This is a genomic window from Peribacillus sp. P4_C12, assembly GCF_056402095.1.
In genome coordinates, this window is sequence record NZ_JBFUIB010000271.1 from 1 (window position 1) to 5020 (window position 5020).

The following is a 5020-nucleotide window of genomic DNA, read 5'->3' on the forward strand; positions in this document are numbered from 1 at the left end:
GATTTAAAAAGAGCACTATTGGAAATGTTCTAACTAGACTAGAAACCCTTCTTTTAAGAAAGGTTTCTATAAAACATATCCAAATACAATATTACAACTATTAAAAATTTCAGGAGGTTTCAATTATGAAATATGGTGTTGCAATTTTCCCTTCAAAAAAACTTCAAGATTTAGCTAACTCCTATCGAAAACGTTATGATACGAAGTACGCTTTCATTCCACCACATATTACGCTTAAACAAACGTTTGAAGCTACGGATATGGAAATTTCTACAGTTGCAGAACGATTAAAAGACATTGCAAAAAAATTCCAGCCTTTTAAGTTAAATGTAACGAAAGCGAAGTCTTTTCAACCCGTGAGCAATACAATTTATTTTAAAGTCGAATTATCTGAGGAACTTCAAGAGCTGCATGTAGCACTTCACGATGAGAAATTTTGCAAAAGTGAAAGTGAACATGCCTTTGTTCCGCATATTACGATTGCTCAGGATTTATCCGATAATGAGCACTCTGATGTTTTAGGACAACTTAGTATGCTAGATGTTAGCCATGAAGAAGAAGTAAAGCGAATCCACTTATTGTACCAGCTTGAAGATGGTGCATGGACTGTATATGAAACATTTAGATTAGGGGCTGAATAATTTCGTGTTTGTAAAAATTKCCGAGAACACCCAAGAGCGTGAGTATGCTTATATGATTAGAAAAAAAGTATTCGTCGATGAACAAAATGTCCCAATTGAAGAAGAGATTGATCAATACGAAGAAGACTCCACTCACTTCGTTTTATATAATGAACAAGAACAGCCGGTTGGGGCAGGTCGATTCAGGGTCATTGACGGCGTTGGTAAGGTCCAGCGCATATGTGTACTTTCAACAACGCGAAAAAATGGGGCTGGTGCTATGATTATGAGTGCTATTGAGGAATTTGCCGAACAAAATAAAATTCCTCAATTAAAGCTTGATGCTCAGCTACACGCGATTCCTTTTTATTCGAAACTAGGTTATCAGATTGTTTCCGACGAATTTATGGACGCTGGCATACTCCATAAAACGATGAAGAAAAACATTTAATAATACAAAACGCTGTCCATCCATTTTTCTGGATGGGCAGCGTTTTTTTTGTTTTCATGAGTTTTATTTTTAAATCTTTTAAAAAAACCATTTCCGTTCAATGGCAATCTTCGCAAATATACATAGTCTATATATAGAAAGCAAGAAGGAGGGAAAATTTTATGAGTAACAATGAATTTAACCTGGAGGAGTCTCAAAAAAGACTAATGGAACTGCTGGTTTCACGGACTATGAGAAAACATGGTTTCAAAAAGGATAAAGTTGACTTGTCTGAAAAAGAGAAAAACAACTTAAAAGAAACCATCCGCTATTTACAGGAACAATCACAAATTCTCATAAACCAAGAAAAGAAAATCACGGAAAATGATGTTAACCCAGTAACAAATTCTTATCAAACCAAATATAGGGATTCGAAAGATAAATAACTTCACCATTATTTATCTAAAGAAACCTTACTTGCTGGAGAGAAATAAGTAAAACTAGACCTAGCAACACTTACATTTCATTCCTAAAGTTCCAGCTTCGTTATAATTTCATCCCCGTCTCACTAATAATTTGCTTAAGTATTAAAAAATAGACGAATAAATTGATTTATTCGTCCAACCAGAATGACCATCCAAGCATATTTTAATAGGGAATAAAACCTAAGGAGGAAAAAACGACATGAACCAAAATGTATATCGTAGTAATTGTAATACAAACGAAGGCTCTGATAGATCATGGTCGGCTCTAGATTCTGCTTCTAATCATCCCCTATCAGGATTCTGCAACGACGACACCCAGATTGAACAAGAGGCAAGACAGGACAATTCTCAAGTTCAACTTTCTGAAGAACTTATTTACATTAAAGATTCTTGTAATGTAAATGTTACTTCTACAGATGTTAAAGCGGCACTTTCATTACAAGCGGCTCTACAAGCAGCAATTGCGGTCATCGTAAGTATTTCTATTGCAGATGCTGAAAATGCTGAGCGAATTACCCAAGAGTTAATTCAATCTTCTAATGTTAGACAAATTACACGCCAAAAAACGATTGTTGAAAACAGCCGTGATATCGATATTACAACAACTGATGCACAAATCGCTCTTAACATCCAACTTTTACTGCAATTGTTGTTAGCTTTAATTGTAGAAATAGACATTCTTTAAGAAAAAACACAAAAAGGACACTTTATGTGTCCTCTTTTGTTTTTTATTTAAGATTTACACCACTTCGTTAAAATCCCCCCCTTTTCCTATTATTTCAGCCGTTAGTTCTTCTTTCTTCCTCAACCCCATTTGAATCTTATAAGTTCCTGTTCCATTTGTCATTTCCTGGTTTCGGTAATAACTTTGTAAATTTTTTTTTAACGTCCCGTTTCGTCTTCCATAACTTGATTAGAGCGGATAGGTTGAATGGGTGCTGTTCCTTTCGCATTTCTTACATTCTCTGCAGCCTTGACTATCCGGTAGGCGTATTGAATGTAATCAAATTGTGTTACAGGTGCTATGTATCCCATCGTTATCCCTCCCCATTATAAATAGAAATAATGTTATTTAATTTACTTACCATCTGGGATGATATTGAAACATCATTTTCACATTCTTATTTTACTAATCTTCTGGTATGATGAATATTGCCGATATTTTTAATAGATTAGAGGTATCCATTTATATGAATCAAGCAAAATCTGGCAATGAAATCGTACATTTACATACTGTTTCAGCTGGTGAGCTGCAGACACTTTTTGAAAAAGGAAAACGTGACCAGCTTTCTTGTATCATTTGTCATAAACCATTAAAATTATTTATCGGGATCCATGAGACACCCTATTTTTATCATAGTGACCCTTCACGGTCAGACTGTGAAGTGCCAAATTTGGAACCAATAAATGAGGATAAACCATTAGAATATATGGAACAGAATGGGTTTAAGATTCCTAAATCACGGACCATTACTGAAACGAAAATAATTACTGAACCTTACCTAAAAAGCCGAACGATTACAGGTAACCCGCCTTTTACAGATAGACCTTCTATCCTAGAACAACTAGAAGACCCTTACTTTCAAGAATTATCCGCACGAGGAGTAGTACTCGATTCGGAGCAATTAAAAGCAGTAATGACGATTGATGGACCACTTCTTGTCCTATCGGGAGCCGGCAGCGGAAAAACTCGGGTATTAACTGTTCGGACTGCTTATATGCTAACGGTAAAAAAGATCAATCCAAAAAGTATCATGCTTGTAACCTTTACGGCGAAATCCGCCAAGGAAATGCAACAGCGCCTGCTAAGCTACCCTTATATGACTCCTTCCCTTGTTTCTCAAATCGTTAGTGGTACCTTCCATAGTATCTTTTATAAAATACTGATTTTCCATGAGCCAACCAAATGGCAACGGGATTTACTATTAAAGTGGGATTGGGAGAAAGAAAAAATATTAAAACAGGCTGGTCGGGAATTGGAACTCGATGATAAGGAATTTGCATATGATCAAGCTCTTCAGCAAATTGGTCTTTGGAAAAACTCTTTGGTTTTTCCAGACGATATCAAACCGAATGACGATTGGGAGAAATCCTGTCTATTTTTATATAAGAAGTATGAAGAATATAAAGAGCAAACAGGAAAATACGATTTTGATGATATGCTTGTCGGCTGTTATATATTTTTTAAAAATCATCCAGAATTTTTAAAAAAGTATCAGCAAAGGTTTCACTATTTTTTAGTTGATGAGTTTCAGGATATAAATAAAGTTCAATATGAACTGATAAAACTTCTTTCGGCTGAATCAAAAAATGTTTGTGCCGTCGGAGATGACGATCAAGCCATCTATTCATTCCGTGGGAGTGATCCGAAGTATATTCTAAATTTCAATTACGATTTCCCCGGTTCTCAAGTTGTAAAACTAACCGAAAATTACCGGTCTTCACATGAAATTGTCGCTACAGCCAACCGGATGATTAAGCGAAATCAGCACAGAATGGAAAAAAAGATGCGTGCACAGCATAATCATGGCAATCCTCCTGTGTTATTTTATCCTCATGATGAGGAATTAGAGGCCACGATGATTGTATCCGATATCCAGGAAAAAATCGCCAAAGGAGCAAACCCTGGTGACTTTGCGGTTTTGTACAGAACACATACAATGTCACGGGCCATTTTTGAAAGACTAGCAGCTTCCAATCTGCCCTTTGTAATTGAAAAAGATGCGGATTCGTTTTATCAGCGCCGAGTGATTCGAGGTATGCTTGCCTTCATGCGTTTGAGTTTATTTCCTCAGGATAGCAAGGCAGCATCGGATGTCCTTTCTTCATTATTTTTAAAGCAAAGTATACTACAGGAATTAAAGGCACAGACGATACTTCAGGATTGTGATTTTATTGATGCATTTGCTTTTGTTAAAACTGGACATGCTTTTCAGGAACGGAAATTAAAGACGATTCCGACACAAATCCGTTCTATAAAAAGTATGTCACCGCTCGTAGCTTTAGAAATCATAGAGAAAGATTTAGGGTATCAAGAATATGTAAAAAAACGCGGAAATGAAGCCAATCTCGAAAAAGGTTCTGATGATATCCGCGACCTAAAAGTGGCTGCAAACCGTTTTCCAACCGTCGCCTCCTTCCTAGACCATGTCGACCATATGACAGCCATGGTCCAGGAGGTTAAACAGCTGTCAAAACATTTTAAAGATGCCATACAGCTAACAACCATACACCGTTCCAAAGGGCTTGAATATCAATCTGTTTACGTTCTTGCTGCTGTCGATGGCAGCATTCCGCATGACTTTGCGCTTGAATCATACCGGAAAGGGGAACTTGCACCTCTTGAAGAGGAAAGACGCTTGCTCTACGTAGCAGCAACCCGGGCGAAAAAGGATCTTTACCTTTCCGTCCTGCAAACTAGACGCGGACGAACCGCCTACCCTTCACGATTCTTAAAGTTTTGACCCAAGGTTAACCTGTAACTA

Annotated in this window: 6 protein-coding genes; 5 read left to right on the top strand and 1 reads right to left on the bottom strand. The window is 36.9% G+C overall.

The genetic code is table 11. From position 1 onward, the window contains the following. Nucleotides 1-125 precede the first annotated feature (125 nt). From AC1DUW_RS20795 to AC1DUW_RS20810, 4 genes are all read left to right on the top strand, one after another. Nucleotides 126-641, top strand: coding sequence for a YjcG family protein (locus AC1DUW_RS20795; RefSeq protein WP_053345027.1), 516 nt, complete (start codon nt 126-128; stop codon nt 639-641). Between the two features lie 4 nt (nt 642-645). Beyond that, complete coding sequence (locus AC1DUW_RS20800; protein ID WP_477643346.1) at nt 646-1071, top strand: GNAT family N-acetyltransferase; 426 nt, start codon at nt 646-648, stop codon at nt 1069-1071. A 161-nt stretch (nt 1072-1232) separates the two neighbouring features. After that, nucleotides 1233-1496, top strand: a complete 264-nt coding sequence (locus AC1DUW_RS20805) for a hypothetical protein (RefSeq protein ID WP_053345025.1) — start codon at nt 1233-1235, stop codon at nt 1494-1496. A 238-nt stretch (nt 1497-1734) separates the two neighbouring features. Then, nucleotides 1735-2220: a spore coat protein gene (locus AC1DUW_RS20810; RefSeq protein WP_053345024.1), complete on the top strand. Its 486-nt coding sequence runs from the start codon at nt 1735-1737 to the stop codon at nt 2218-2220. 197 nt (nt 2221-2417) lie between these two features. Here AC1DUW_RS20810 and AC1DUW_RS20815 read toward each other — a convergent pair whose 3' ends face one another. Next, the gene (locus AC1DUW_RS20815) at nt 2418-2570 is read right to left on the bottom strand and encodes a hypothetical protein (RefSeq protein WP_161804900.1); all 153 of its coding nucleotides are present in this window, start codon (nt 2568-2570) and stop codon (nt 2418-2420) included. Nucleotides 2571-2725: 155 nt separating this feature from the next. Here AC1DUW_RS20815 and AC1DUW_RS20820 point away from each other — a divergent pair, with 155 nt between their 5' ends. Beyond that, nucleotides 2726-4999 (top strand): ATP-dependent helicase, encoded by a 2274-nt coding sequence (locus AC1DUW_RS20820; RefSeq protein WP_477643347.1) that lies wholly within the window; start codon nt 2726-2728, stop codon nt 4997-4999. Nucleotides 5000-5020 lie beyond the last annotated feature (21 nt).

Excerpts from the sequence above, each read along its gene's own strand:
- AC1DUW_RS20795 (WP_053345027.1), top strand. The coding sequence starts at position 126 with ATGAAATATGGTGTTGCAATTTTCCCTTCAAAAAAACTTCAAGATTTA.
- AC1DUW_RS20805 (WP_053345025.1), top strand. The coding sequence starts at position 1,233 with ATGAGTAACAATGAATTTAACCTGGAGGAGTCTCAAAAAAGACTAATG.
- AC1DUW_RS20810 (WP_053345024.1), top strand. The coding sequence starts at position 1,735 with ATGAACCAAAATGTATATCGTAGTAATTGTAATACAAACGAAGGCTCT.
- AC1DUW_RS20815 (WP_161804900.1), bottom strand. The coding sequence starts at position 2,570 with ATGGGATACATAGCACCTGTAACACAATTTGATTACATTCAATACGCC.
- AC1DUW_RS20820 (WP_477643347.1), top strand. The coding sequence starts at position 2,726 with ATGAATCAAGCAAAATCTGGCAATGAAATCGTACATTTACATACTGTT.